Here is a 26,875-nt window from a genome sequence, read left to right as displayed (position 1 = left end):
TTCACTATCAGATTACATGAATTGATCGCGCGCTGCCGCGCCAATAAAAAAGGCCGCCGCGGCGACCTTTCAGGCTGCGATAAAACGTTAGTTCATCCAGCGGTTGTTATTTTTACGTCGCGGCAGCAGGTGCGGTAACAGCAGGCCGAGCAGCAGACCGATGCCGGCGACGCCGCCGCCGTACATAAACCACTGCAGGATAATGGTGCGCTGCTTGTCGTCAAGCTGCAGGTTGACCGCATTCACCTTCTTCTGGGCGACCTGCAGCTGATTTTTCAGCGCCTGGTTTTCTTCCTGCAGGCCGCTGATGGTGCTGTCGCTGGCGGCCACTTTCTGCTGCATTTCGGCCGTGCGCTGGTTCCAGCTATTATCAATATTAGCCAGCTTGTCCGTCAGGGTCTGCACCTGCTGCTCCAGCTCCGGCACGCGGGTGCGCAGGCTTGGCGTATTGCTGAGCTGGTCAAGCGGGATCCACACGCTGCGGCCTTTGGCATCGCGGATCTGTCCGTACTTGGTGCTGTCGTTTACGCTGAGCAGCGTGACTTCATCGCCGGCGTTCAGCGTGCCGACAATGCGGTATTGGTTGCCTGGGCCGCTGTGCACGTAGGTGTTCAGTTCATCGGAGATATAGCGTTTATCTTCGGCATGTGCGCCCCAAGTGATGCTGAAGCTCAGCAGGGCGAGGAAAATCAGGCGTAATTTCTGCATTTTTTTCATCGTTTCTGTATGAATTTATGGAACGATAGTAGAGATATCAGTCCGTTGACGCAACGGTAAAACCACAATGTTCACGTCAGAATTGTGACGGATTCCGCGGGTTGCGCATCGTTCTATAACATAACAGGTTTTTTCTGCACCCAACAGGGTTCAGATGCCGTGAATCGCGGTAAGATAATTATTACCGCACGTCGTCGGGCGGGGCAGGTTTGATGCCGCATCCGCCGTGAAGAGCGACGCGAATACGCAACTTATTGGTGCAAAAATCTTATGACCGTTGAAATTGAACTGAAATTTATTGCCACGCCGCAGGCGGTTGCCGCGCTGCCCGCGCAGATGGCGGCCTGGCCGCATCAACACAGCGCACCACAGCGGTTAACCAATATTTACTTTGAGAGCGCCGATAATTTCCTGCGCCGTCACGATATGGGGCTGCGCATCCGTGGTTTTGACGACCGCTATGAAATGACGCTGAAAACCGCGGGCACGGTGGTCGGCGGCTTGCACCAGCGGCCGGAATACAACGTCGCCATCGCTACGCCGGAACTGGCGCTGTCACAGCTGCCGGCGGACATTTGGCCGCAGGGCTGCGACGTCGCGGCGTTGCAGCAGCAGCTGCAGCCGCTGTTCCGCACCGACTTCGTGCGTGAAAAGTGGGTGGTTACTTACAACCAGAGCCTGATTGAGGTTGGCCTCGATCAGGGCGAGGTGCGGGCGGGCGAGCTGACGGAAGCCATTTGCGAAATCGAACTGGAGCTGCAGCAGGGCGAAACGCAGGACGTGCTGCTGCTGGCGGCCGAGCTGGCGCAACAGGGCGGGCTGCGTCAGGGCAGCCTGAGCAAGGCGGCGCGCGGCTATTATCTGGCGCAGGGCGCGACGGCGCGCGAGGCGCGCCCGCTGCCGGTATTACACGCGCCGGCCAAGGCCAGCGTAGAACAGGGCATGATCGCCGGTTTTGAACTGGCGCTCGACCATTGGCAGTATCACGAAGAGCTGTGGCTGCGCGGCGACGCCGCGGGGCGGCTGGCGATTGCGGATGCGCTGGTGCTGATACGCCAGGCGCTGGTGGTATTCGGCGGGCTGGTGCCGCGCAAGGCCAGCGCCGGCTTGCGCAGCCGCCTGTCCGAGCTGGAGCCGCTGTTGGATGCGGCGGACGCCGAGGCGCAGACGTTGTGCTACAGCCCGGCTTATCTGCAGTGTAAGTTGGCGCTCACATCGTGGTTGGTCAGCGGCGCCTGGCGCGCATTTATTGACGCCAAGGCGCAGGCCAAGCTGGACGGTTCCTTCAAGCGCTTTTGCGACATTATGCTGGGGCGCAGCGCCGCCGACCTGAAAGAGGGCTTTAGCCGTCCGCTGAGCGACGACGAGTTCCAGGAGCAGCTGCCGCGTCTGAAGCGCCAGCTGGCGGCCTTTACGCTGCTGTCCGGCGCCTATGCCGATGCGCTGTCCGAGCCTTATCTGAACGGCTGGCGCGAGCTGCTGGCGGCGCTGTCCGGGCGTCGTCAGGGCTGGTACGAAAGCTGCCGCAAGCAGGCTTTATCCCATGCGCCATTCTGGCTAAACGGCGCGGTTCGTTAATTATTCAGGCCTGTCGCCGGCGGGCCGTTATCAGGGGCATTCAGCATGTCGCCACTTTCAGTCGCATTACAGGCTCAGGCGCTGCAGGTTGTGCAGCGCTTTCAGGACGTTAACGGTAACGAGTGGGTGTTTGACGAGCGGGAGCAGCAGGCTCTGGCATCGAGCGATTTCATCAGCGATACGCTGCTGAATCATCCGGACTGGCTGACGACGCTGCGCCGGCAGCCGCCGACGGCCGAGGAGTACCAGCATTACGCCGCCTGGCTGCAGGACGCGCTGGAAGAGGTGAGTGATGAAGCGGCGCTGATGCGCGAGCTGCGCCTGTTCCGGCGGGAAACGCTGGTGCGCATCGCCTGGGCGCAGGCGCTGAACGTCTGCAGCACCGAACAGACCCTGCAGCAGTTGAGTGCGCTGGCGGAAACGCTGATCGTCAGCGCGCGCGACTGGCTGTATCAGACCTGCTGCCGCGAATGGGGCACGCCGTGCAATGCCGACGGCGTACCGCTGCCGCTGCTGGTGCTGGGCATGGGCAAGCTGGGCGGCGGCGAGCTGAATTTTTCATCCGACATCGACCTGATTTTCGCCTATCCGGAAAACGGCCAGACCGTGGGCGGCCGCCGCCAGCTGGATAACGCCCAGTTCTTTACCCGTCTTGGGCAGCGGCTGATCAAGGCGCTGGATCAGCACACCATTGACGGCTTCGTTTACCGGGTGGATATGCGCCTGCGCCCCTTCGGCGACAGCGGCCCGCTGGTGATGAGCTTTGCTGCGCTGGAGGATTACTACCAGGAGCAGGGGCGCGACTGGGAGCGCTACGCGATGGTTAAGGCGCGGCTGATGGGCGGCTTCGACGATCCTTACAGCGCCGAGCTGCGCGGCATGCTGCGGCCGTTTGTATTCCGCCGCTATATCGATTTCAGCGTTATTCAGTCGCTGCGCAATATGAAAGGCATGATCGCCCGCGAGGTGCGGCGGCGCGGGTTAACGGACAATATCAAGCTGGGCGCCGGCGGCATTCGCGAAATCGAGTTTATCACCCAGGTCTTCCAGCTGATTCGCGGCGGGCGCGAGCCTTCGCTGCAGGGGCGCTCACTGCTGCCGACGCTGCAGGCGATCGGGGAGCTGGGGCTGCTGCCGGAGTCGCAGATTGCGGAGCTGGGCGCCGGCTATCTGTTTTTACGCCGGCTGGAAAATCTGCTGCAGGCCATCGCCGACCAGCAAACCCAGACGCTGCCGCAGGATGCGCTCGACCAGGCGCGGCTGGCCTGGGGCATGGGGCTGGCCGACTGGCCGACGCTGCAGTCCCGGCTGGACGCGCATATGCGGGCGGTGAGGGCGGTGTTTGACGATCTGATTGGCGATGACGGCCCGGATGCGGAGGACGATCCGCAGTGCCAGCACTTCGCCGGCCTGTGGCTGGACGCGCTGGATGAACAGGAGATCGCACCGCTGACGCCGCACCTCGGCGAAGAAGAGCGCCGCATGATGCTGCGCAGCATCGCCGAATTTCGTCAGGACGTCGATAAACGCACCATCGGCCCGCGCGGCCGTGAGGTGCTGGATCAGCTGATGCCGCGTCTGCTGGCGGAAGTGTGCCCGCGCAGCGACGCGCCGACCGCGCTGGCGCGGCTGACCCAACTGCTGCTGAGCATTGTCACCCGTACCACCTATCTCGAGCTGCTGGTGGAGTATCAGGCGGCGCTGAGCCACCTGATCCGCCTGTGCGCCGCTTCGCCGATGGTGGCCAGCCAGCTGGCGCGCTACCCGCTGCTGCTGGACGAACTGCTTGATACCAACACGTTGTATCAGCCGGTGGCGCCGGATGCCTACCGCAGCGAACTGCGGCAGTATCTGTTGCGCGTGCCGGAGGAGGATGAAGAGCAGCGGCTGGAAGCGCTGCGCCAGTTCAAGCAGGCGCAGCAGCTGCGTATTGCCGCCGGCGATATCGCCGGCGCGCTGCCGGTAATGAAAGTGAGCGATCACTTAACTTACCTGGCGGAAGCGATTATTGACGCGGTGGTGCAGCAGGCGTGGAACGATATGGTGGCGCGCTATGGCCAGCCGACGCACCTGCACGAACGCGAAGGGCGCGGTTTTGCCGTGATCGGCTACGGCAAGCTGGGGGGCTGGGAGCTGGGCTACAGTTCCGACCTCGATCTGGTGTTCCTGCTGGATTGCCCGCCGGAGGTGATGACCGACGGCGCGCGCAGTATCGACGGCCGTCAGTTTTATCTGCGGCTGGCGCAGCGGGTGATGCACCTGTTCAGCACCCGCACCTCATCCGGCATTTTGTATGAGGTCGACGCGCGCCTGCGTCCTTCCGGCGCGGCCGGCATGCTGGTCAGCACCATCGAGGCCTTTGCCGAGTACCAGCGGCATGAAGCCTGGACCTGGGAGCACCAGGCGCTGGTGCGGGCGCGTATCGTGTACGGCGATACGGCGCTGCAGCAGCGCTTTGACGCCATTCGCCGCGATATTCTCTGTCAGCCGCGTGATGACGACACCCTGCGGCAGGAAGTGCGCGAGATGCGCGAGAAGATGCGCAGCCACCTTGCCAACAAGCGGCGCGAACTGTTTGATATCAAAACTGATGAAGGCGGTATTACCGATATCGAATTTATCGCGCAATATCTGGTCTTACGCTATGCCGCGGATGAGGCGCGCCTGACCCGTTGGTCGGACAACGTGCGGATTTTCGAGCTGATGGCCAATTACGACATCATGGCGGAAGACGAAGCCGCCGCGCTGACGCAGGCCTACGTCGCCATGCGCGATGAGATCCACCATCTGGCGCTGCAGGAGCACTCCGGCAAAGTCAGCAGTGAACGCTTCACCGCCGAGCGGGAGCAGGTGCGCGCCAGTTGGCATCGCTGGCTGGGCCAGCGGTAAGATTACCTTTATGCCGGTATTAGCCAGGTCTGTGATAATATCGGCGCCATTAAATTTATGACCTGTTTGGAGTTAACGGATGAAAGTTACGCTGCCTGATTTTCGCCGCGCCGGTGTGCTGGTGGTTGGCGATGTCATGTTGGATCGCTATTGGTATGGGCCGACCAGCCGTATTTCACCGGAAGCCCCGGTGCCGGTGGTCAAGGTAGATACGATTGAAGAGCGTCCCGGCGGTGCGGCTAACGTTGCGATGAACATCGCCTCGCTGGGCGCCAATTCGCGTCTGGTGGGCCTGACCGGCATCGATGACGCGGCGCGGGCGCTGAACGCCAAGCTGGATGAAGTCAACGTGCGCTGCGATTTTGTCTCGGTGCCGACGCATCCGACCATCACCAAACTGCGTATCCTGTCGCGTAACCAGCAGCTGATTCGCCTGGATTTTGAGGAAGGCTTCTCCAACGTGGATCCGCAGCCGATGCTGGAGCGCATCCAGCAGGCGCTGCCGCAGATTGGCGCGCTGGTGCTGTCCGATTACGCCAAGGGTGCGCTGAGCCAGGTACAGGGGATGATCCAACTGGCGCGGGCGGCCAAGGTGCCGGTGCTGATCGACCCGAAAGGCACGGATTTTGAACGTTACCGCGGCGCTACGCTGCTGACGCCGAACCTGTCCGAATTTGAAGCGGTCGTCGGCCATTGCAGCAGCGAAGAGCAGCTGGTGGAGCGCGGCATGCAGTTGGTGACGGACTTTGAACTGTCCGCGCTGCTGGTCACCCGCTCCGAGCACGGTATGACGCTGCTGCAGCCGGGACGCGAGCCGGTGCACCTGCCGACGCAGGCGCAGGAAGTGTTTGACGTCACCGGCGCCGGGGATACGGTGATCGGCGTGCTGGCCGCGGCGCTGGCCGCCGGCAATACGCTGGAAGAGTCCTGCTTCCTGGCGAACGCCGCCGCGGGCGTGGTGGTCGGCAAGCTGGGCACCTCGACCGTTGCGCCGATCGAGCTGGAAAACGCCATCCGCGGCCGGGCCGAAACCGGCTTTGGCGTGATGAACGAAGCACAGCTGAAAAAGGCGGTGGCGCAGGCGCGTCAGCGCGGTGAGAAAGTGGTGATGACCAACGGCATCTTCGACATTCTGCACGCCGGCCACGTCTCCTACCTGGCCAATGCGCGCAAGCTGGGCGACCGCCTGATCGTTGCGGTCAACAGCGACGCCTCCACCAAACGCCTGAAAGGGGAAGCGCGGCCGGTCAATGCGCTGGAAAACCGTATGGTGGTGCTGGGCGCGCTGGAAGCGGTCGATTGGGTGGTGCCGTTTGAAGAAGATACGCCGCAGCGGCTGATTGCCGACGTCCTGCCGGATCTGCTGGTGAAGGGTGGCGATTACAAGCCTGAAGAGATTGCCGGCAGTAAGGAAGTGTGGGCGAACGGCGGCGAAGTTAAGGTGCTGAACTTTGAAGACGGCCTGTCGACCACCAATATCATCAACGCGATCAAAGGCGGACGCGGCTAAATTGGCGGCGTAAGCGCGATATCGGGCGCGGGCATATCAGCCCGCTGAATACGGTGGTTGTCAGTGAGCGGACTGAAGCAGGAACTGGGGCTGGTGCAGGGCGTAGGGCTGCTGTCCACCTCGTTATTGGGCACCGGCGTGTTTGCGGTGCCGGCGCTGGCGGCGCAGCTGGCGCAGGGCGACAGCCTGTGGGCCTGGCCGCTGCTGATTGCGTTGGTGTTTCCCATCGCCATTGCCTTTGCGGCGTTAGGGCGGCATTTTCCCAGCGCCGGCGGCGCGGCGCACTTTGTCGCTATGGCGTTCGGTCCCCGGATGGGGAAGGTCACCGCCTGGCTGTTTTTGTCGGTGATCCCGGTCGGCCTGCCGGCCGCCTTACAGATCGCCGCCGGCTTCTGGCAGTCGACGCTGGGGTGGAGCGCCGGAGGCCTGCTGCTGGTCGAGGTCGCCACCCTGCTGCTTATCTGGCTGCTCGGCACGCGCAGCGCCGGCTCCAGCGCCAATATTCAGACGCTGATCGCCGTGCTGGTGGTGGCGCTGGTGGCCGCCATCTGGTGGAAAGGCGATATTGAGCCGGCCGAGATCCCGTGGCCGGCGCTCGGCGATGTCGCACCGGGTAATATGTTTCGCGCGTTGGCGGTGATGTTCTGGTGCTTTGTCGGGCTGGAGGCCTTTGCCCACCTGGCGACCGAGTTCCGTAACTCGGCACGCGATTTTCCGCGCGCGCTGCTGCTCGGCATGCTGCTGGCCGGCCTGGTGTATTGGGGCGGCACCGTGGCGGTGCTGCATTTCCATGCCTATGGCGAACATCAGGCGGCGGCGGCTTCGCTGCCGGGCATTGTGGTGCAGCTGTTCGGGCAACATGCGCTGTGGGTGGCCTGCATTATCGGCTACCTGGCCTGTTTCGCCAGCGTAAATATTTATACCCAGAGCTTTGCCAGGATGGTGTGGTCGCAGGCGCAGAGCAAACCGCATAGCGCCTTGGCCAGGCTGTCATCTGCACAGACGCCGGTTAACGCCCTCAGCCTGGTGGTGGGCTGCTGCCTGCTATTTACCTTGCTGATTTATATGCTGGATTTGCCGCTGGATACGCTGCTGGTCTACGCCAACGGTATTTTTGTGCTGATCTATCTGCTGTGCATGCTGGCGGGGTGCCGGCTGCTGGCGGGCCGTTCGCGGCTGATGGCGCTGGTGGGGGCGCTGCTGTGCGTGCTGCTGCTGGTGATTATCGGTTGGAAAAGCGCCTATGCGCTGGCGATGTTGGCGCTGATCTGGCTGCTGCTGCCGCGGCGGGTCAGGGTACGCGCGGAACAGTAAGGGGCTGAGCCAGGTCAGCCCGCTGTGATTCAGGCAAGCGCGGCGTCGGGCTTACTCTTCTTCCTGCTTCGGCGCGTCGGCCTGTTTGCCTTCCAAAGCGGCAATGCGCTGTTCCAGCAGCGCCAGCTTTTCGCGGGTGCGCAGCAGCACCTGGGTCTGTACGTCGAATTCTTCACGGTTCACCAGGTCCAGGCGACCTAACTGCGCCTGCAGAACCTGACGCACTTTCTTCTCTACGTCTTCCCCGAATTCGCGCACGCCTTTTGGCATGGATTCATGCACCTGACGTGCGATCTGTTCAATTTTTTTCGGGTCAATCATGGCGTATCCCTTTCAGAATGTAATGGCTGTTGTTTAGTGTAATGCGAGTTGCGCGCCGGATAAACCACTACCTGATGTTTACGTTGCGCTGCGTCACAGCGCTGCGGCTCATAGCTTGAAAGGTGCGGGTGATAGCGTTATAGTCGTTCTGCTTATTCTCAGGGCGGGGTGAAAGTCCCCACCGGCGGTAAATCACCTGTTACGGTGAAAGCCCGCGAGCGCTCAGCCAGCCTGTAAGGCCGGTTAGAGGTCAGCAGATCCGGTGTAATTCCGGGGCCGACGGTTATAGTCCGGATGGGAGAGAGTAACGGTATCTGCCGGGCATACGCCCGCTTGCGTTATTTTTGGCTATGGCAATATAGCCACTCCTCAAGATCGCCCTGGTTCTGGTAATCCATAAATTTAATGAGGTTTTTTTACCATGAATCAGACGCTACTTTCAGACTTCGGCACGCCGGTAGAACGCGTTGAACGCGCGCTGGATGCACTGCGCAACGGGCGCGGCGTAATGGTGCTTGATGATGAAAATCGTGAAAACGAAGGTGATATGATCTTCGCCGCAGAAACCATGACCGTTGAGCAGATGGCGCTGACCATTCGCCACGGCAGCGGCATTGTCTGCCTGTGCCTGACCGAAGAACGCCGTCAGCAGCTGGAGCTGCCGATGATGGTGACCAACAACTCCAGTCAGTTCCAGACCGCCTTCACCGTGACGATTGAAGCGGCGCAGGGCGTGACCACCGGCGTTTCCGCCGCTGACCGCCTGACCACCATCCGCGCGGCGATTGCCGATAACGCCAAGCCGAGCGATCTGAACCGTCCGGGCCACGTATTCCCGCTGCGCGCGCAGCCGGGCGGCGTACTGACCCGTCGCGGCCATACCGAAGCAACCATCGATCTGGTGGCGCTGGCGGGCCTCAAGCCGGCGGGCGTACTGTGCGAACTGACCAATGACGACGGCAGCATGGCGCATGCGCCGGAAGTGATTGAATTCGCCAAACAGCATGAGATGACCGTGCTGACGATTGAAGATCTGGTGGCCTACCGCCAGATGCACGAAAAGCAGGCGAGCTAAGGCGCGCTTTAGCGTTACCCGATGAAAAAAGGCTGAACTCTGTTCAGCCTTTTTTATTGCGCGGCGTTTAGCCCAGTCCGCCGCTTTGCAGCAGCGTCAGGCTAAAGCCCATCACCGCCATGCCGCACAGCACGCCATAGCTGGGGTTGTTGTGAGGATCGATCTTTTTCGCCAGCGGCATCAGCTCATCCACCGACAGCGCCACCATAATGCCGGCCACCGCCGCCATAATCGCCGCCATCATCACCGGCGAAATCAGCGGCCCCAGCAGCACAAAGGCCAGCAGCCCGCCGAGGATCTCCGCCAGGCCGGAAATTCCGGACCACAGCAGCGCCTTGGTTTTGGAACCGGTGGCGGCATACACCGGTCCGGCGACCGCCAGCCCTTCGGGAATATTGTGAATGGCGACGGCCAGGGCAATGCCCATCCCCAGCTCCAGATCGGCGCTGGCGGTGACAAAGGTGGCGATGCCTTCCGGGAAGTTATGCAGGCTGATGCCCAGCGTTAGCAAGATGGCGGTGCGTTTGAGATTGTGCGGTTTGATTGGTTGCTGCATCAGATCCTGTGGGTGCTGGTGCGGCAGCATGCGGTCGAGCGCAAAGTAGCCCAGCAGGCCCAGCATAAACATGCCGTAGCCAAGCATGGGCGACATGCCTGGCGTATGCAGCGCGGCGGGCAGCATTTCCATCAGTGAAATCAGCAGCATAATGCCGGCCGCGAAGCCGAGGGCAAAGGCCAGCAGCCGGTTGGACGGCTTCTGGCCGATAATGCCGAACAGCGCGCCCACAAAGGTGGCGCCGCCGGCCAGCAGGGTCAGAATCAACGGTACCGACATCGAGCGTCCTCTTTCGTATGCTAATGATAATTATTTATATTCAGATACTAACAGAGTAAAAGCATAAATCGAGCGGATTTGCCTGATTACTGGCATTGTTTTCACCGTTCAAATTTCTTGAATATCATCATCACGCTTACCCCACTGTGTCGGACAAATAAACGGCGTAAGGTAGTCGCATAACCTTGATGACTCCGTAAAGGGGGAAGTGATGACGATTTCTCGTATGCCGGCGCTGTTCCTGGGCCACGGCAGCCCGATGAACGTGCTGGAAGAAAACCGCTATACCGAAACCTGGCGCCGGCTGGGGGAAAGCCTGCCGCGTCCGCGGGCGATCGTGGCCGTTTCCGCCCATTGGTACACCCGCGGCACCGCGGTGACCGCGATGGAAAGGCCGAAAACCATTCACGACTTTGGCGGCTTCCCGCAGGCGCTGTTTGATACCCAGTATCCGGCACCCGGCTCACCGGAGCTGGCGGCCCGCCTGCAGCAGCTGCTGGCGCCGACGTCGGTGCTGGCGGATCGGGAGTCATGGGGGCTGGATCACGGCAGCTGGGGCGTGCTGATCAAGATGTATCCGCAGGCGGATATACCGGTGGTGCAGCTGAGCATCGACGGCACCCAGCCGGCGCAGCACCACTATGCGCTGGGGCGCAAGCTGGCGGCGCTGCGGGAACAGGGCGTGATGATTGTCGCCAGCGGCAACGTGGTGCACAACCTGCGCATGGCGCGCTGGCAGGGCGACGGCAGCCCGTATCCGTGGGCCGAATCGTTCAACCGCTACGTACGCGATAACCTGCGCTATCGGGGCGACGATCATCCGCTGGTGAACTTTATGCAGCATGAGGGCGCTGCGCTGTCGAACCCGACGCCGGAGCACTACCTGCCGCTGCTGTATGTGCTGGGCGCCTGGGACGGTACAGAGCCGATTAGCATACCGGTGGACGGTATCGAGATGGGGTCGCTCAGTATGCTGTCGGTGCAGGTCGGATAAAGCAAAAACGCCAGCGTTAAGCTGGCGTTGGCGTATGCAGGGCGGAGCCGGTTTAGCCCAAAATGATATGCGGGTAGAAGCGCGACAGATCCTGAGTAATCAGCTCGCGGTCTTCGCGCAGGCCGATACCGCAGGCCTGATCGTTGATCAGCCAACTGCCAATCAGCGTGTAGTTACCTTCAAACTGCGGCAGCGGGTGGAACTGCTGCACAATCATGCCTTCTTCACCGTAAGGACCGTCGACGTTGGCCACTTCCTGACCGTTCTGCACGATGCGGATATTGGCCCCCTCGCGGGAGAACAGCGGCTTGACCACGTAGTGATCCAGCGGCGGGTGCTCATCCTCGGCAAAATAGGCCGGCAGCAGGTTGGGATGGTTGGGGAACATCTCCCACAGCATCGGCAGCAGCGCCTTGTTGGAAAGGATGCTCTTCCAGGCCGGCTCCAGCCAGCGCACGCCGGCGTCCTCCAGCTTGGTGGAGAACATTTCGCGCAGCATAAACTCCCACGGATAGAGCTTGAACAGGTTGCCGATCACCTGGTTCTGCAGATCGGTAAACTGGCCCTTTTCCCCCAGGCCAATCTCTTCCATAAACAGGAACTCGGTGGGTACACCGGCTTCCTGCGCGCAGTCCTGCAGGTACTGCACCGTACCGCGATCCTCTTCGCTGTCCTGGCAGCAGGCCATATGCAGCAGGCCGAAGCCGTGATGCGCCTTCAGCTCGGCAAAGCGTTCGATCAGCTTTTCCTGCAGGCTGTTGTACTGATCCGCCTGCGGATCCAGCTTGCCGGCGTTGATCTGATCTTCCAGCCAGATCCATTGGAAGAACGCCGCTTCATACAGCGAGGTCGGCGTATCGGCGTTGTTTTCCAGCAACTTGGGCGGGTTAACGCCGTCATAGGCCAGATCGAGGCGTGAATAGAGCGACGGCGCGTTGGTGCGCCAGGCGCTGCGTACAAATTCCCAGGTATGCTTCGGAATGCGGAACTTGGCCATCAGCGCATCGCTGGCGACCACTTTTTCCACCACCTGCAGGCACATCTGGTGCAGCTCTTCGGTGACGCTTTCGATCTCTTCGATCTGCGCCAGCGTAAACTGGTAGTAGGCGTCTTCACGCCAGTATGGCTCGCCGTACATGGTGTGAAAATTAAAGCCGAACTCCGCCGCCTTGGCCTGCCAGTCCGGGCGCTCTGCAATGGTAATGCGTTTCATCGGTTAGCCACCCATGCTGCGGGAGGAGGTGCCGGAGGCCGCGCTGCGCTGCATGCTGGTCTGTTTGGCGACGGTTTCGCCAAAGCCGCCGCGCGTAATGGTGTTGGTGACGGCCGGTTTCGGCGCCATGGCGGTTTTCGGCACCGTCATGGTGCGGCCGCCGGCGGTGGCCGGGCCGTAGCTCTTGCCGGTGGCGTCAACGAACTTGCCGTTGGCCGGGCTGGCCGGGTTTTTCGAGGAGAACAGCGGCTGCTGCGCGAAGCCGGAACCGCCCATCAGGCGGCCCATCATATAGCCGGCCATCAGCGGCATCCAGAAGCTGCCGCTGCTTTGCGATTCTGCCGCCATACCGGCCTGGGCCGGCGCCTGCGTGCACTGCGCTTCGCCGAATTCGGCCACGCAGTCTTCACGGCTGGCGTACTTCGGCGCGGTTTTTTCCGCTTCTTTCAGCGCGTTGTTGTAGGCGGTGGTGCACTGTTCGCTCATGGACGGATTGGCGCGCGAGCAGTCGTCGGCGTTTTGATACAGCGAGACGGTCTCGTCGCTCTTTTCACAGCCGGCGAGCATAAATACGGCGCTGATGGCCAGCGCGACCGGCGCCATGCGGTAGCTGCGCCAAGACTTGCGGAACGTCTCTTGGTTGATGTTTTTGGTCCGTTTCATCGTGGTAAATCCCATCTCATGCGGGCTATGTTGCCCTTTCCCAGTAGTGGCGTAAGGATAGGGGAAAGCTGGTCAAAATTAAAGCTGAAACGCCGGTTCAAAATGCTATTTACGCAGCTATACACAAAATTGCCGGGTTGGTCGGCAACGGACGGAAATATGCGTCGTTTGTGCCGGTTCGTTCGCGGAAAGTCCGCGCCTCTTGTTCCATACTGAAACCTCGGCAGGCGCCAAAAGCGGCGTCATTTGAAGGAGGCCAAGGTGAAAAAGCTGATTAATCAGGTTGAATCGGTGCTGGAGGAGCAGTTGCTCGGACTGGGCGAGGCGCATCCGGAACTGCTGGTGCAGCGCGATCCGCTGTTTGTCTGCCGCGCAGACGGCCCGGTGACGGGCAAAGTGGCGCTGTTATCCGGCGGCGGCAGCGGCCATGAGCCGATGCACTGCGGCTTTGTCGGCGCAGGCATGCTGGACGGCGCCTGCCCGGGAGAAATTTTTACCTCGCCGACGCCGGACAAAATGTTCGCCTGCGGGCTGGCGATCGACGGCGGCGCCGGCGTGCTGCTGCTGGTCAAGAACTACACCGGCGACGTGCTGAATTTTGAGACCGCCACAGAACTGCTGCATGACAGCGGCGTGGCGGTGGCGACGGTGCTGGTGGATGACGATGTGGCGGTGAAGGACAGCCTGTTTACCGCCGGGCGGCGCGGCGTCGCCAATACGGTACTGCTGGAAAAGCTGCTCGGCGCGGCGGCGGCGCGTGGTGATTCGCTGGATGAACTGGTGACGCTGGGCCACCGGTTGAACAACCAGGGGCACTCCATCGGCATTGCGCTCGGCGCCTGCACCGTGCCGGCGGCCGGCAAGCCGTCGTTTACGCTGGCGGATAACGAGATGGAGTTCGGCGTCGGCATTCACGGCGAGCCGGGCATTGAGCGGCGGCCGTTCAGCGGTCTGAATCAGGCGGTGGATGCGATGTTTCATACCTTGCTGGATCACGGCCGCTACCAGCGCACGATCCGCGTCTGGGATCGGGTGCAGGGCGAGTGGCGGGAAGAGCTGCAGACCAAGCGGCCGTTGGCGCGCGGCGACCGGGTGATTGCGCTGGTGAATAACCTGGGGGCGACGCCGCTGTCGGAGCTGTACGGCGTCTATCACCGCCTGGCGGAGCGCTGTGCGGAAACCGGGCTGATTGTGGAGCGGAGCCTGGTCGGCGCCTACTGCACCTCGCTGGATATGCAGGGCGTCTCTATCACCCTGTTGAAGGTAGACGACGAAGCGCTGTCGCTGTGGGATGCGCCGGTCAATACGCCGGCGCTGCGTTGGGGTTGCTAAGGAGGAAGCATGGCGTTAACAAAACAGCAGCTGGTTGACTGGCTGATGCGCTGCAGCGAGATATTTCGTCGCGAGCGCGACTATTTGACCGAGCTGGATACGGCGATCGGTGATGCCGACCACGGCCTGAATATGAACCGCGGTTTCGAGCAGCTGGCGGCCAAACTGCCGTCGTTGGCGGAGCAGGATATCGGCGCAATATTGAAAAGCAGCGGCATGACGCTGTTGTCCAGCGTCGGCGGCGCCAGCGGCCCGCTGTTCGGCACCTTCTTTCTCCGCGCGGCGCAGGCGACGGCCGGTAAACAGAGCCTGGAACTGGCCGACCTGCAGCAGATGGTGCAGGCCGGCGCGGAGGGCGTGGCGGCGCGCGGTAAGGCGCAACCGGGTGATAAAACCCTGTGTGACGTCTGGCTGCCGGTGGCGGACAGCCTGAGCCAGTCGCTGGCGCACTCTCTGGACGTCAGGGAAGCGCTGCAGCAGGCCGCGCAGCGGGCGCAGCAGGCGGCGGAAAGCACCGTTCCCATGCAGGCGCGCAAAGGGCGGGCCAGCTATTTGGGAGAGCGCAGCATCGGTCATCAGGATCCCGGCGCGACCTCGGTGATGCTGATGATCCAGGCGCTGGCGGCAGCGGCGGAGTAAGCGGGAGGCGAGATGATCAATATCGTAGTGGTGTCGCACAGCGCGCTGTTGGCGCAGGGCGTGGAGGCATTGGCGCGGCAGATGATGCGCAGCGACGGCTGTCGGCTGGCGTTGGCGGCGGGCGTGGACGATGAGCAGAACCCGATCGGCACCGATGCGCTGCAGGTCATGGCGGCGATTGAGTCGGTGGCCGACGGCGACGGCATCGTGGTACTGATGGATCTGGGCAGCGCGCTGCTGAGTGCGGAAACCGCGCTGGAGCTGCTGGATCCCGCGCTGGCGGCCAAGGTAACGCTCTGCGCCGCGCCGCTGGTGGAGGGCACCTTGGCGGCGGTGGTGGCCGCCAATGCCGGCGGCGGGCTGGAGCAGGTGCTGGCGGAGGCGCGAGGGGCGCTGCAGGCCAAGCAGGCGCAGCTTGGCGAGACGGCGTCGGCGCTGAACGCGGCCGACCTGCCGCCGACACAGGGCAAAAGCGCCAGCTGGCGGGTGCAGAATGCCCACGGCCTGCACGCGCGTCCGGCGGCGCGCCTGGCGGAAGCGCTGGCGCATTTCGACGCTGAACTGGTGCTGGAGAAGGGCGGTCAGCGCATCGATCCGCGCAGCCTGAATCAGTTGGCGCTGCTGCAGGTGGGCCATGGTGACACCATCCGGCTGAGCGCCGACGGCCGGCAGGCCGATGAGGCGCTGGCGGCGTTTAACGCGCTGGCGCAGCAGCACTTCGGGGAAGCGGTTTCCGGTGAACAGCCGCTGTCGCTGCACGGGGTGCCGGTGGCGGAGAGCGTCAGCAGCGGGCCGATTCTGCAGTGGCGCAGCGTCTGGCCGACGCTGCCGGCGCGGCATACCGGCGTCGATGATATTTTGCATGAACAGCAGCGGCTGCGACAGGCCCTGCAGCAGACGCTCGGCGACCTGAACCGGCTGGCGGAGCGCACCGCGACGCTGATCGGCAAACCGCAGGCGGGGATATTCGGCGCGCACAGCATGCTGCTGGACGACCCGGATTTACAGCAGGCGGCCTATACGCGTATCGCCCAGCAATGTTGCAGCGCCGAGCAGGCGTGGCGGCAGGAGCTGGAGGCCGTTGCGGCGGATTATCGCGCGCTGGATGACGACTACCTGCGGGCGCGCGAGCTGGACGTGCGCGATATCCTGCGGCGCACCCTCAGCTATCTGCAGCAGCAGCCGATTGCGCCGATTACCCTGTCGGAGCCGGTGATCTTGGTGATGGACGAGATAATGCCGTCGGAGGTGGTGATGCTGGACCGGCGGCTGGTGCTGGGCATTTGTCTGAGCGGCGGTAATGCGCTGTCGCACAGCGCCATTCTGGCCAAGGCGATGGGGATGCCGATGGTGGTCGGCATGAGCGACTGCCTGACGCAGACCCGCAGCGGCCAGACGGCGATGCTGGATGCGGCGCGCGGCGTGCTGCAGCTGAGCGCATAAAAAAGGCGCGGCAGATGCCGCGCCCGGAGTACGTGTTGTCAGGCTGCGTCCGTCAGTTGCGGAACGGATTACGCGGCTGGCTGCCGGTTGCCGCTGCCGGAGCCGTAGGCTGCGGCGTTGCGCTGTTGACGCGGTTGGCCGGTGCCGGCGCGGTAACCTGCTGCATCGGCGCGTTGTCCTGATAGCCGTCGGCATAGGCGTCCTGGCCGCGGTTCTGCGGCGCGACCGCGTCCGGCGCGGTTGAAACCGGTTGGCCCAGCGCGCCGTTCAGCGTCAGCAGGTCATTCTGGTTCAGGGTGCCGAGCGCCGACTTGATGTTCAGCTGGTTGATCAGGTAGGTGTAGCGCGCGTCGGACAGCTGACGTTTGGCGTCATACAGCGTGGTGGTGGCGTCCAGCACGTCGACGATGGTGCGGGTGCCCACCTGGTAGCCGGCTTCCATCGCATCCAGTGAGCTCTGCGCCGAGATCACCGCCTGTTTGTAGGCGTTGATGCTGCTGATTGAGGCGTTGACGTTGTTGTACGAGGAGCGCACGGTCTGCACCACGGTGCGGTGCGAACTTTCCAGCTGCTCGCTGGCGCCGACGAAGCTGTATTGCGCCTGTTTCACCTGCGAGTTGGTGGCGCCGCCGCTGTAAATCGGCAGGTTAAAGCTGACACCGATTTTGTTCTGGCCGATGTCGGAATCAGGGCTGGTGTTGCGTGAGCCATTGTTTTTGGTATTGGTAATGCCGGTGGAGGCGCTCATATCAATGGTCGGCATGTAGCCGGTTTGCGCATATTTGATCTGCTCACGCGCCAGATCCTGGCTCAGACGCGCCGAGAGCAGGCTCAGGTTGCGCGCTTCCGCCTCTTTCAGCAGGTTGTTGACCGCTTCCGGCCGCGTGGTGGCGAAACGTTCGGTATTCAGCGAGGCCAGCTGCGGATAGAAGGTGCCGGTCACCTGGCGCAGCGCTTCCAGCGCGTTGTCCAGCGCGTTGCGGGCGTTGACTTCGCTTGCCAGCACGGTGTCGTAGTTGGAACGGGCGTTCTGCACGTCGGTGATCGCCACCAGGCCAACGTTAAAGCGCTGGGTGGTCTGATCCAGGGTGCGGTATACCGCGTCTTTCTGCGCCTGGGTGTAAGACAGGGTGTCAATCGCCTTCAGCACGTTGAAATAGGCGGTGGCGGTGTCGAGGATCAGCTTCTGCTCCGCGGTCTGGAAAGTCACGTCGGAGATGCCGGCGGTTTTTTCCTGCAGCGTCAGCGCGCGCCATTTGGACATATCGAAAATGGTCTGGGTCAGCGCCAGCGAGCCGCTGGTGGTGTCGGTATCAATGTTTCTGGAATCGCGGTAGCCGCTGCCGTAGGTGTAACCGGCGGTCAGCCCCAACTGCGGCAGCAACGGGCTGCGCGACTCGTTGATTTTTTCGAATGCGGCATCGCGGTCAGCGGCGGATTTGCGCAGATCCGGGTTACTTTCCCTCGCCTGTTTATAAACCTGCAGCAGGTTCTCTGCCTGGCTCATTGCACTGAAGCCGCCCAGGCTCAGTCCGATAAGAAGGGGGAGCAGTTTCTTCATTTGCATTCCTTGTTGTGCAGCAATATTGGTATGTTAGCGCTGACGATAGTCTAAATAGTTGTCAATTCTAGCAGAGTCCGCGCTGAGCATAAGGTGGCTGAACGTGCCATCCGGCGGATCTTTTCGCGTTTGACCTGCCCTGTGAGGCACCGGCCATCATGTCCGCGACCGTGACTCCTGTTATCATGGTCAATAATCTACCACAACGCGCGGCGGGGGAAAGTCTCGCCGCTTCTGTCATCAAAACTGTTTATTTCACCGGCATACTCACGCAGGAGAACCGCGTTTATGAGCAACTTACGGCCTACGCCCGTTACTTTCGACAAAAATGATGTAGAAATTATTGCACGGGACACGCTGTACCGTGGTTTTTTTTCACTCAATTTATACCGTTTTCGTCATAAATTGTTTAACGGCGGCGTGAGTGACGAGATTACGCGCGAGATTTTCGAACGTGGCCATGCGGCGGTGTTACTGCCTTACGATCCGCAGCGCGACGAAGTGGTGCTGATTGAACAACTGCGCATCGCCGCGGTCGATACCTCAGACTCGCCCTGGTTACTGGAAATGGTGGCGGGTATGATCGAAGACGGCGAAAGCGTGGAAGACGTGTGCCGCCGCGAGGCCGAAGAGGAGGCCGGCGTGACGGTCGGGCGCTGCAAGCCGGTGCTGAGCTATCTGGCCAGTCCGGGCGGCACCAGCGAGCGGCTGTCGATTATGGTCGGCGAAGTGGACGCCGCGACCGCCGAAGGCATTCATGGATTGAGTGAAGAAAATGAAGATATTCGTGTCCATGTGGTCAGCCGCGAACAGGCCTACCGCTGGGTGGAGGACGGTACGATTGATAATGCGGCGTCGGTGATTGCCCTGCAGTGGCTGGCGTTGCACCATGAATCGCTCAGAAAAGAGTGGGTCAACCCATGACAAAGCGCTATACCCCTGATTTCCCGGAAATGATGAGAGTGTGTGAAACCAATTTCGCGCAGCTGCGGCGTTTGCTGCCGCGCGACGACGCAACCGGGGAGACGGTGACTTATCAGGTGAACGGCGCCCGCTATCGGCTGACGATTGCGGAATCCACGCGTTACACGACGCTGGTGACGATTGAGCAGACCTTTCCGGCGGTCAGCTATTGGAGCCTGCCGGCGATGACGGTGCGGCTCTATCATGACGCGATGGTTGCGGAAGTGTGTGCCAGCCAGCAGATCTCTCGTTTTAAAGCGCGCTATGATTACCCGAATAAAAAGTTGCATCAACGCGACGAAAAGCATCAAATTAACCAGTTTCTTGCTGATTGGCTGCGCTACTGTTTAGCGCATGGTGCGATGGCGGTTCCTGTTGTGTGATACCCGAGCGACGGTAAGCACGCTTGAAGTATGACGGGTAGAGACAGACTGAGATAACAAAGGACACCATTTGGAGAGCCTGTTTAAACTGCCCGTGGCGAGTGGGGCCAAGGTCAGGATTTTACAAATAACCGATACCCACCTGTTTGCCGGCGAGCACGAGACCTTGCTGGGCATTAACACCTACCGCAGCTACCATGCGGTGCTGGACGCGGTGCGCGCCCAGCAGCGGGAGTTTGACCTGGTTGTCGCCACCGGTGACCTGGCGCAGGATCACACCCCCGAGGCATATCGGCACTTTGCGGACGGAATCTCGCAGCTGCCCGCGCCCTGCGTGTGGCTGCCGGGCAATCATGATTTCCAGCCGGCGATGGTCGACGCGCTGGCCGCCGCGGGCATTACCCCTTCCAAGCACGTGCTGCTGGGCGAGCACTGGCAGGTGATCCTGCTGGACAGCCAGGTGTTCGGCGTGCCGCACGGCGAGCTGAGCGAATACCAGCTGGAGTGGATGGAGCGCTGTCTGCAGGCCTACCCGGATCGCTACACCCTGCTGCTGTTACACCACCATCCGCTGCCTTCCGGCTGCACCTGGCTTGACCAGCACAGCCTGCGCAACCCGCATATGCTGGGCGCGGTGCTGCTGCGCTACCCGAAGGTCAACACGCTGCTGTGCGGGCATATCCACCAGGAGCTGGATCTGAGCTGGCAGGGACGGCGTCTGCTGGCGTCGCCGTCGACCTGCGTGCAATTCAAGCCGCACTGTACTAATTTTACCATCGACGATGTTTCTCCGGGCTGGCGCTATCTCGATCTGCTGCCTGACGGACGCGTGGAAACCCAGGTGTGCCGTCTGGACAACGATGATTTCCGCCCCGATATGGATTCGGACGGCTACTGATGTCAACGCTGCTTTACCTGCACGGTTTTAACAGTTCGCCGCAGTCGGCCAAGGCGTCGGCGTTTAAGGCGTGGCTGGCCGACCATCACCCGCAGATCGAAATGCTGGTGCCGCAGCTGCCGCCCTATCCGGCGGAGGCGGCCGAACTGCTGGAGGATCTGGTGATGGCGCGCGCCGGCAGCACGCTGGGCGTGGTCGGCTCTTCGCTGGGCGGTTATTACGCCACTTGGCTGTCGCAGTGTTTCGCGCTGCCGACGGTGGTGGTTAACCCGGCGGTGAAGCCGTTTGAATTGCTGATTGATTATCTCGGGCAAAACGAGAACCCCTACACCGGCCAGCAATATGTGTTAGAGTCTCGTCACGTTTACGATCTGAAAGTCATGCAGATCGATCCTCTGGAGTCGCCGGATTTAATCTGGCTGCTGCAGCAAACGGGCGATGAAATTCTCGATTACGGCCAGGCTGTCGCCTATTACACTGCCTGCCGGCAGACGGTGGAGTCGGGAGGAAACCACGCCTTCGTCGGTTTCGACCACTACTTCCCCCAGATTGTGGATTTTTTAGGGCTCGCCCCAAAATGACAGACGTTGTGGCCAGACGACAAACGTGATGGCTCCAGGCGCGAAGGGAAACATGCGGTCTGAGCAGGCCGTTCGGCGCCTTCCTTTAACCACGAAAATATAATCAACGATGACTCAATCCAGCTATAACGCTGATGCCATTGAAGTACTCAGCGGCCTAGAACCAGTGCGCCGTCGTCCCGGTATGTATACCGACACGCAGCGCCCGAACCACCTCGGCCAGGAGGTGATTGATAACAGCGTCGATGAAGCGTTGGCTGGCCATGCAAAACGCATTGACGTGATCCTGCACGCCGATCAATCGCTGGAGGTGATTGACGACGGCCGCGGCATGCCGGTGGATATCCACCCGGAAGAGGGCGTGCCGGCAGTAGAGCTGATCCTGTGCCGGCTACACGCCGGCGGTAAATTCTCCAGTAAAAACTACCAGTTTTCCGGCGGCCTGCACGGCGTGGGCATCTCGGTGGTCAACGCCCTGTCAAAACGGGTGGAAGTGACCGTCAAGCGCGGCGGCAACGTTTACGATATGGCGTTTGAAAACGGCGACAAGGTGCAGGACCTGACGGTCAGCGGCACCTGCGGCAAGCGCAATACCGGTACCCGCGTCCACTTCTGGCCGGACGAACAGTTTTTTGACAGCCCGCGCTTTTCCGTTTCGCGCCTCAGCCATCTGCTGAAAGCCAAGGCGGTGCTGTGCCCGGGCGTGGAAATCTACTTTACCGATAAGGTGAACAATACCGAGCAGCGCTGGTGCTACCAGGACGGCCTGACCGACTACCTGATGGAAGCGGTTAACGGGCTGATCACTTTGCCGGAAGCGCCGTTTGTCGGCACCTTCTCCGGCGACACCGAGGCGGTGGACTGGGCGCTGCTGTGGCTGCCGGAAGGCGGCGAACTGCTGACCGAAAGCTACGTCAACCTGATCCCGACCATGCAGGGCGGTACCCACGTTAACGGGCTGCGCCAAGGGCTGCTGGAGGCGATGCGTGAGTTTTGCGAATTCCGCAATATTCTGCCGCGCGGCGTCAAACTGTCGGCGGAAGACATCTGGGACCGCTGCGCCTACGTCTTGTCGGTGAAAATGCAGGATCCACAGTTCGCCGGCCAGACCAAAGAGCGCCTGTCGTCGCGCCAGTGCGCGGCGTTTGTCTCCGGCGTGGTGAAAGACGCCTTCAGCCTGTGGCTGAACCAGAACGTTCAGGCGGCGGAGCAGCTGGCGGAAATGGCGATTTCCAGCGCCCAGCGCCGCCTGCGTGCGGCGAAGAAAGTAGTGCGCAAGAAGCTGACCAGCGGCCCTGCGCTGCCGGGCAAACTGGCGGACTGCACCTCGCAGGATCTGAGCATGACCGAACTGTTCCTGGTGGAAGGGGACTCGGCGGGCGGCTCGGCCAAGCAGGCGCGCGACCGCGAGTATCAGGCGATCATGCCGCTGAAGGGGAAAATCCTCAACACCTGGGAAGTGTCGTCGGACGAAGTGCTGGCGTCGCAGGAGGTGCATGATATTTCGGTGGCGATCGGCATCGACCCGGACAGCGACGATCTCGGCCAGCTGCGCTACGGCAAAATCTGTATCCTGGCGGATGCGGACTCGGACGGCCTGCACATCGCCACGCTGCTGTGCGCGCTGTTTGTGCGTCACTTCCGCTCGCTGGTGCAGGGCGGCCACGTGTATGTCGCCATGCCGCCGCTGTACCGCATCGACCTCGGCAAGGAAGTGTATTACGCGCTGGATGAGGAAGAGAAGGCCGGCGTGTTGGAACAGCTGAAGCGTAAGAAGGGCAAGCCGAACGTCCAGCGCTTTAAAGGCCTGGGTGAAATGAACCCGCTGCAGCTGCGCGAAACCACGCTCGATCCGAACACCCGCCGTCTGGTGCAGTTGACGGTCGACGATAACGACGTGCAGCAGACGCTGGCGGTGATGGATATGCTGCTGGCCAAGAAGCGTTCGGAAGATCGCCGTAACTGGCTGCAGGATAAGGGCGATACCGCCGAGCTGTCGGTATGACAAACCAGATCTGCCGAATTGTGAACGGCTGATTTGTCGAGCAAGGATGCTCATGTAATGTTGGTTCTGGAAAGCCGACATATCGCTTGTTCTTCCCATCATATAATATGTTTTTGCCGCCATTAAGATCTGATGGCGGCCCCCCTCCTTAATCTATCCTGAAATCTCAATCTTACTCCTAAAATAGATAATTAATTTGTATATATAATGATTGTTATTCCTTTGTGTCATGGGGGAGTCAGAATGAATTTTTCTTGAGAGAGATTAGTTCATCGTAGCAGAAGTAATAATGCTGGATAGATAAATGAGTTTATTTTAATTTATTATCTTTATAGTTATTGGTTTCCTCCTAGAGGGCTGTTCTGTAAATATGTTGCATAACTATATTAACTTATTGATATTAAATTGGTTATTTGTTTTGGTGAGTTTTTGTTGAAATTTACTAAATCAAGCGTATTATGTGATTAGTTAATTTTTAATGTTATTTACTAAATTTATTGTTTTGGAGATACCAATATGTCTAGTCAAGCTTTTGTGGAGTTAGCCTTAAAAACCCTTTCGTGTAGCCAAAAAATTTTAGCAGAGAAACTCGGTGTCTCGCCCGCACAAATTAGCAAATGGAAGAAAGGGGAGTATATGTCTGATGATATGGAGAGGAAAATGCGGAAAATAACAGGAGTAGGGGAAGTTGAGCCTGATTTCGTTCTCTTGGCAGGCTCATTGGAAAATGCAAGGAAATGGGAAAAGACCATTAGTTATCTTGCTGAAATAGCGGAGGGCAATGCAGAGACAGGTTATGTGACGGAGCCATTAACCGATCCCTACGGTACATTATGCTCAAAGACCTTTAATGCCCTAAATGAAATGGGCATTGTTTTACCAGCTAAGTTCCCACAAGAACTGGATGTTGATTATGACGATCCAGACGGTTTTGATTGGGAATTACTTGAGGGAAATCAGCACTTTTATATTATTTATCAAATGTATAATTCTTTGAATGATGTTTATGGTTTTTATGCTGCATATGTTTCTGAGCTGATGGATGACCTCCATGAAGAATTGTATGACACCGATACTGGCAATATCGAACCATGTTTATTACTGTTGGCCTCAAGCAAAATAGAGGTAGGTAGTGCTTTCGCACCTAAATTCAAAGAGTTCAAGTATCGTATAACCTCTGATTATGAAAGATGGCTATCTATTGTCAAAAATGCCGCTTTTCGTGAGGGGTATCCATTAAAAACTGAGTTACTAGACTTGGCATTCGCTTCTCACGATACTTTAGGACATGAAGCTGAGGCGGAGAATCTGGGATTTAATAAAACACGTCTACATCCTGATGTGTATATGAATGAGTTGTTGGTAGGGATGAGAATGATTCATCAAGTTTTACCAGCAATTATGAAGAAATTGGGTATGGAAGATGAATTTAAGTTAGATACATCTGAGCTGCGTATATAGAACTAGATTCAACATCGTAATTTCATTTCCATAATGAAACCCCACCATGTCGTTTGTGCGTGATTAACCCAATCCAATGGATGGAAAATATATGGTAAGAGAGGAAGGTTTACGGGTTGCGCTTTCGCCTGTTCAACTGGCGGCGATCCTGTCAGACAGGAGTGTCACTGAAGGGGAAACCCTAAGCAATCGCCTATTTGGCGGCCTGGGGCTTGCCGGTGGTGTTGTTGAACTTATTGGTGCTGGGGCGATGTGTTATGTACCAGACCCCACGTTGTTAACAAAAGTCGGTTGCGTCATTGTTGGCACTCACAGTCTGGACAGCATCAAGGCTGCTTCTAATCAGATCATTACCGGTCAGCCGACAACTACTGATACTTACCAATCAGCTGTCGCACTGGCTAAAACCCTAGGGGCGGATGATGATACGGCTTACAATGTTGGGCTTACGGTCGATATTGCTGTGCCGTTGATGTTTGCGACAGCGATAAGCGCAGTACGTGTTGCCTCTGTGCGTATGGGCAAAATAAGGTTGATTGAGCACGAGTCAATGGCGGGAGGGAAGCCTGGTGGCCACACAATCGTTCGCCATGTAGGGTTATCCAAGGCAGCTTTGTTACAGCGGTTGGAGGAGACTAAATTCGGGCGTTTTCCTCCACGTTCTATCAGTTCATTTACGAATCTTACGATTGCTGAAAGAGCAATCTCAAGCGCTATGAACGCCAATCACACACTAATAAAAAATTGGGCTAAATACCCATTTCGTAATCTTGTCATAACTCATAGGGCTGCGAATCACGTGGGATATTACATACAGCGAGGTGCTTCTGAGGTTGTGAAAACCTCCAACCTTAAAGTTGTCATTGAGCATGGCTCTTTTAACGGTAAGCCTTACTACATACTTACCGCATACCCAATCCCCTAGGAGCGAACAATGAAAGATTATCCATTACTGGACAACCTCATGGGGGGATACTTTAATCAGGATGCAGACCTGATTACGGGTTCAACCGAACTGGAAGGAATGATTGATTATTACCTACAGGGGGCATCTAAGAATTTGCTGCGAAATTTAATCAGTGAAATGGACGATTTTCAAACAGCATATTCCGACGATCTGGACAAAGCGTTTTGCGAGCGCTATCCCGGAGATCTGGACATGTCGCCTGTCGGTGAATTTTTTGATGTTTTCCGGCGACGGATCCAGACAGTATTAGGGCAAGATTAATAAGCGTGAGCCTGCAAAAAGCCCGGCGCAGTGGCCGGGCTTGTTGATTACAGCGCTTCTTCCAGCACCTGGATATTCACATCCAGCACGCTGTCCTTGATGGTGGCGCGATGCCGATGCATATGCTCCATCTCAAGGTGTTTTTCCAGATGCGCGATGCTTTCCCATTTTTCCAGCATGAACACCGAATCCGGCAGCGACTGTTTCCACGGTACCTGCGCCTTGATATCGACCAGCGGCTGGTAGCCGCCGCAGCCCTCTTCCGCCAGCACTGACGGGATCAGCTTCTCAATGGCTTTCAATACCGTCTCACGGTGGCCCGGTTTGACTTTGATTTCTGCAATTACGGTGATCATGACAACCTCTTTAACAAACGTGCGAAGGGTAAGTTAAGCAAATGTTTTCGCCAGATGCTCGCGATATCGTGCGATATCGTTTTGAATATCCGGCTGTTTAATCACGTCGTTGCAGATAAAGGTCGGCAGCGCTTCCATCCCCAGGAACTCGTTGGCCTTATGGAAGTGCAGGTAAACGCCGTCCACGCCGATGCCGTGGAAGAACTGATCGGGGTCGGTAAAGGCGTCCAGCGGCGCGTTCCAGGTCAGGCTCAGCATGTGTTTTTTACCCTGCAGCAGGCCGCCGGAGCCATATTTTTTGCTGGCGTCCGAACGGGTGCGGCCGTCGCTGGCGTACAGCGAGCCGTGGCCGGCGGTAAACACTTCATCGATGTATTTTTTCAGGATCCAGGGTTCGCCCATCCACCAGCCGGGCATCTGGTAGATTACCGCGTCGGCCCACAGATATTTTTGCACTTCGGCGTCGATATCGTAACCTTGATCGACGACGGTCAGCTGGACGTCATGGCCGGCGTCACGCAGAAAAGAGGCGGCGACATCGGTCAGGGTGTCGTTCAGCTCGCCATTGGAGTGACCAAATTTTTTACCGGCGTTGATTAAAAGGATATGACTCATCGGGTTTCCTCTTGCGAATTGGCCCTGCGTCTTGTTCAGGCGGCGTGAACGCGCGGCATGAAACCGGTCAGGGGTGATAAAATGATGAAGAGAAGTTTACCCGCGCGCGCAGGTGAGAAAAATGCGCGCTGAGTCACATAACTTTTGCTGATTTGGCAATAATCCGCCGCTTAATGGCGGCCAACATCGCCCGCGATACCGACAATGCTGTGACAGCATACGGCCAGATAAGGTACTATCGCGGGCAACAAACGACGAGCAATCACGGGCACTGCTTTTTTTGTGAACGACAGTCCTTTGC

26 protein-coding genes and 1 riboswitch are annotated in these 26,875 nt (G+C 59.3%); of the genes, 18 read left to right on the top strand and 8 right to left on the bottom strand.

The features are described from left to right. Nucleotides 1-87: 87 nt before the first annotated feature. Entirely contained in the window at nt 88-708 is a 621-nt protein-coding gene (locus tag D781_RS19340; RefSeq protein ID WP_041412247.1) for a TIGR04211 family SH3 domain-containing protein, read from the bottom strand. A gap of 279 nt (nt 709-987) precedes the next feature. On the opposite strand from D781_RS19340, the gene D781_RS19335 reads away from it, so the two are divergent. The 4 genes from D781_RS19335 to yjeH all read left to right on the top strand — a co-directional run bounded on the left by D781_RS19335 (nt 988) and on the right by yjeH (nt 8,008). After that, the gene (locus tag D781_RS19335; RefSeq protein ID WP_015674027.1) at nt 988-2,295 is read left to right on the top strand and encodes an inorganic triphosphatase; all 1,308 of its coding nucleotides are present in this window, start codon (nt 988-990) and stop codon (nt 2,293-2,295) included. Between the two features lie 45 nt (nt 2,296-2,340). After that, on the top strand, nt 2,341-5,184 hold the full coding sequence (glnE, locus tag D781_RS19330) for a bifunctional [glutamate--ammonia ligase]-adenylyl-L-tyrosine phosphorylase/[glutamate--ammonia-ligase] adenylyltransferase (RefSeq protein ID WP_015674026.1): 2,844 nt from the start codon (nt 2,341-2,343) through the stop codon (nt 5,182-5,184). Nucleotides 5,185-5,263: 79 nt separating this feature from the next. After that, nucleotides 5,264-6,694, top strand: a complete 1,431-nt coding sequence (gene hldE, locus D781_RS19325; RefSeq protein WP_015674025.1) for a bifunctional D-glycero-beta-D-manno-heptose-7-phosphate kinase/D-glycero-beta-D-manno-heptose 1-phosphate adenylyltransferase HldE — start codon at nt 5,264-5,266, stop codon at nt 6,692-6,694. 63 nt (nt 6,695-6,757) lie between these two features. After that, nucleotides 6,758-8,008, top strand: coding sequence for an L-methionine/branched-chain amino acid transporter (gene yjeH / locus D781_RS19320; protein WP_015674024.1), 1,251 nt, complete (start codon nt 6,758-6,760; stop codon nt 8,006-8,008). A gap of 51 nt (nt 8,009-8,059) precedes the next feature. On the opposite strand, the gene ubiK is transcribed toward yjeH, so the two are convergent. Further along, nucleotides 8,060-8,329, bottom strand: a complete 270-nt coding sequence (gene ubiK / locus D781_RS19315; protein WP_015674023.1) for a ubiquinone biosynthesis accessory factor UbiK — start codon at nt 8,327-8,329, stop codon at nt 8,060-8,062. 150 nt (nt 8,330-8,479) lie between these two features. Beyond that, nucleotides 8,480-8,639: riboswitch (FMN riboswitch) on the top strand. Nucleotides 8,640-8,750: 111 nt separating this feature from the next. On the opposite strand from ubiK, the gene ribB reads away from it, so the two are divergent. Beyond that, complete coding sequence (gene ribB, locus D781_RS19310; RefSeq protein WP_015674022.1) at nt 8,751-9,404, top strand: 3,4-dihydroxy-2-butanone-4-phosphate synthase; 654 nt, start codon at nt 8,751-8,753, stop codon at nt 9,402-9,404. Nucleotides 9,405-9,471: 67 nt separating this feature from the next. On the opposite strand, the gene zupT is transcribed toward ribB, so the two are convergent. Then, a complete protein-coding gene (gene zupT, locus D781_RS19305; protein WP_015674021.1) occupies nt 9,472-10,239 on the bottom strand; it encodes a zinc transporter ZupT in 768 nt (255 codons plus the stop codon). Between the two features lie 211 nt (nt 10,240-10,450). Between zupT and ygiD the strand changes: the two genes are divergently transcribed. After that, complete coding sequence (gene ygiD, locus D781_RS19300; protein ID WP_015674020.1) at nt 10,451-11,233, top strand: 4,5-DOPA dioxygenase extradiol; 783 nt, start codon at nt 10,451-10,453, stop codon at nt 11,231-11,233. A gap of 52 nt (nt 11,234-11,285) precedes the next feature. Here the strand turns inward: ygiD and D781_RS19295 are convergent, their stop codons facing one another. Together D781_RS19295 and D781_RS19290 are read right to left on the bottom strand one after the other, a co-directional pair. Then, nucleotides 11,286-12,446 carry a glutathionylspermidine synthase family protein gene (locus D781_RS19295; RefSeq protein WP_015674019.1) on the bottom strand — a complete coding sequence of 387 codons (1,161 nt, stop codon included), beginning with the start codon at nt 12,444-12,446 and terminating at the stop codon, nt 11,286-11,288. 3 nt (nt 12,447-12,449) lie between these two features. Continuing rightward, on the bottom strand, nt 12,450-13,109 hold the full coding sequence (locus D781_RS19290; protein WP_015674018.1) for a DUF1190 family protein: 660 nt from the start codon (nt 13,107-13,109) through the stop codon (nt 12,450-12,452). A gap of 261 nt (nt 13,110-13,370) precedes the next feature. On the opposite strand from D781_RS19290, the gene dhaK reads away from it, so the two are divergent. Genes dhaK through dhaM form a run of 3 tightly spaced genes read left to right on the top strand, consistent with a single transcriptional unit; the run spans nt 13,371 to nt 16,523 of the window. After that, nucleotides 13,371-14,441 carry a dihydroxyacetone kinase subunit DhaK gene (gene dhaK, locus D781_RS19285; RefSeq protein ID WP_015674017.1) on the top strand — a complete coding sequence of 357 codons (1,071 nt, stop codon included), beginning with the start codon at nt 13,371-13,373 and terminating at the stop codon, nt 14,439-14,441. A gap of 9 nt (nt 14,442-14,450) precedes the next feature. Next, nucleotides 14,451-15,080 (top strand): dihydroxyacetone kinase subunit DhaL, encoded by a 630-nt coding sequence (gene dhaL, locus D781_RS19280; protein ID WP_015674016.1) that lies wholly within the window; start codon nt 14,451-14,453, stop codon nt 15,078-15,080. Nucleotides 15,081-15,092: 12 nt separating this feature from the next. Next, nucleotides 15,093-16,523 (top strand): dihydroxyacetone kinase phosphoryl donor subunit DhaM, encoded by a 1,431-nt coding sequence (gene dhaM / locus D781_RS19275; protein WP_015674015.1) that lies wholly within the window; start codon nt 15,093-15,095, stop codon nt 16,521-16,523. Nucleotides 16,524-16,575: 52 nt separating this feature from the next. Here dhaM and tolC read toward each other — a convergent pair whose 3' ends face one another. Next, nucleotides 16,576-18,084 carry an outer membrane channel protein TolC gene (gene tolC / locus D781_RS19270; protein ID WP_015674014.1) on the bottom strand — a complete coding sequence of 503 codons (1,509 nt, stop codon included), beginning with the start codon at nt 18,082-18,084 and terminating at the stop codon, nt 16,576-16,578. A 158-nt stretch (nt 18,085-18,242) separates the two neighbouring features. Here tolC and D781_RS24050 point away from each other — a divergent pair, with 158 nt between their 5' ends. The 9 genes from D781_RS24050 to D781_RS19230 all read left to right on the top strand — a co-directional run bounded on the left by D781_RS24050 (nt 18,243) and on the right by D781_RS19230 (nt 25,603). Next, nucleotides 18,243-18,416, top strand: a complete 174-nt coding sequence (locus D781_RS24050; protein WP_199557179.1) for a hypothetical protein — start codon at nt 18,243-18,245, stop codon at nt 18,414-18,416. Beyond that, entirely contained in the window at nt 18,373-19,008 is a 636-nt protein-coding gene (gene nudF / locus D781_RS19265) for an ADP-ribose diphosphatase (protein WP_015674013.1), read from the top strand. Before D781_RS24050 ends, nudF begins: the two co-directional genes overlap by 44 nt. Continuing rightward, nucleotides 19,005-19,430 (top strand): DUF1249 family protein, encoded by a 426-nt coding sequence (locus tag D781_RS19260; RefSeq protein ID WP_015674012.1) that lies wholly within the window; start codon nt 19,005-19,007, stop codon nt 19,428-19,430. Before nudF ends, D781_RS19260 begins: the two co-directional genes overlap by 4 nt. A 70-nt stretch (nt 19,431-19,500) precedes the next feature. Continuing rightward, nucleotides 19,501-20,328, top strand: coding sequence for a 3',5'-cyclic-AMP phosphodiesterase (gene cpdA / locus D781_RS19255; RefSeq protein WP_015674011.1), 828 nt, complete (start codon nt 19,501-19,503; stop codon nt 20,326-20,328). Then, a complete protein-coding gene (gene yqiA / locus D781_RS19250) occupies nt 20,328-20,909 on the top strand; it encodes an esterase YqiA (protein ID WP_015674010.1) in 582 nt (193 codons plus the stop codon). Before cpdA ends, yqiA begins: the two co-directional genes overlap by 1 nt. A gap of 109 nt (nt 20,910-21,018) precedes the next feature. After that, nucleotides 21,019-22,914 carry a DNA topoisomerase IV subunit B gene (parE, locus tag D781_RS19245; RefSeq protein WP_015674009.1) on the top strand — a complete coding sequence of 632 codons (1,896 nt, stop codon included), beginning with the start codon at nt 21,019-21,021 and terminating at the stop codon, nt 22,912-22,914. Between the two features lie 516 nt (nt 22,915-23,430). Then, nucleotides 23,431-24,375, top strand: a complete 945-nt coding sequence (locus tag D781_RS19240; RefSeq protein WP_015674008.1) for a helix-turn-helix transcriptional regulator — start codon at nt 23,431-23,433, stop codon at nt 24,373-24,375. A gap of 91 nt (nt 24,376-24,466) precedes the next feature. Next, complete coding sequence (locus D781_RS19235) at nt 24,467-25,300, top strand: RNase A-like domain-containing protein (RefSeq protein WP_015674007.1); 834 nt, start codon at nt 24,467-24,469, stop codon at nt 25,298-25,300. Nucleotides 25,301-25,309: 9 nt separating this feature from the next. Then, entirely contained in the window at nt 25,310-25,603 is a 294-nt protein-coding gene (locus tag D781_RS19230) for a contact-dependent growth inhibition system immunity protein (protein WP_015674006.1), read from the top strand. A 47-nt stretch (nt 25,604-25,650) separates the two neighbouring features. Here D781_RS19230 and D781_RS19225 read toward each other — a convergent pair whose 3' ends face one another. Both D781_RS19225 and D781_RS19220 read right to left on the bottom strand, forming a co-directional pair. Further along, nucleotides 25,651-25,959 (bottom strand): putative quinol monooxygenase, encoded by a 309-nt coding sequence (locus tag D781_RS19225; RefSeq protein WP_015674005.1) that lies wholly within the window; start codon nt 25,957-25,959, stop codon nt 25,651-25,653. Nucleotides 25,960-25,992: 33 nt separating this feature from the next. Continuing rightward, nucleotides 25,993-26,574: an NAD(P)H-dependent oxidoreductase gene (locus tag D781_RS19220; protein ID WP_015674004.1), complete on the bottom strand. Its 582-nt coding sequence runs from the start codon at nt 26,572-26,574 to the stop codon at nt 25,993-25,995. Nucleotides 26,575-26,875 lie beyond the last annotated feature (301 nt).

Origin of the sequence: Serratia sp. FGI94 (assembly GCF_000330865.1) — a bacterium.
GTDB lineage: Bacteria > Pseudomonadota > Gammaproteobacteria > Enterobacterales > Enterobacteriaceae > Serratia_B > Serratia_B rubidaea.
The sequence above is the reverse complement of the archived record's forward strand: the minus strand, read 5'-3'. Positions and strand labels throughout refer to the sequence as shown.